The sequence below is a fragment of the Psychrobacter sp. AOP5-GZ1-6 genome, assembly GCF_052376345.1.
Classification (GTDB): domain Bacteria; phylum Pseudomonadota; class Gammaproteobacteria; order Pseudomonadales; family Moraxellaceae; genus Psychrobacter.
This window is the reverse complement of the sequence record NZ_JBQSVP010000336.1, coordinates 1-529: the sequence shown is the minus strand read 5'-3', so window position 1 is coordinate 529 and position 529 is coordinate 1. Positions and strand designations below refer to the sequence as shown.

At 51.4% G+C, this 529-nt stretch carries 1 protein-coding gene; it reads right to left on the bottom strand.

Features of this window, described 5'->3' with window-relative positions; genetic code table 11:
* Window positions 1-529, bottom strand: a 529-nt coding sequence (locus tag ACT3RN_RS16085; RefSeq protein WP_444518864.1) for a hypothetical protein, incomplete at both ends; no start/stop codon positions are given.

The following is a 529-nucleotide window of genomic DNA, read 5'->3' as shown; positions in this document are numbered from 1 at the left end:
GACTCACTACCAACCGTCATCGACTGCTGACTGTGCAATTGCAGCTCACCGCCCTGTGCTTGTATCGCCACAGGTTTGGTATTGGCACTAATATTCAGTCCTGATAGCGCAGCCTGTCCGGCTATCCCTGATAGCGACTCGATAGTATCTGCCGTCAAGGTATAACTGCCTGCCACCATATCTGATTGCGTGCTGCCTGATTGTCTAACGATGGTCTTGGCTGTGGTTAGGGTGTTGTTGCTTGATGCCAGAATACTGTCTTTGCTGACTACTAGCACATCGGACGCACCCAGCACTTCAGTATTCAACGTCTCATCGATAATTTGCGCCGTACTCTTAAACCCTTCTATCGACGCTCGGGCATCACTGAGCGCTTCGGTCGATTGCAGATGCGCCTGTTTAGCCTCTGCTAACGTCTCGCTCAGCTCAGCGCCTAACTTAAGCTGCTGCTGTCCTGCATCATTGACCCACGCCGACTCATGCTCAGCTTGTGTGTGTCTGATATTAAAGGTAGAGAGTAGCACTCCTG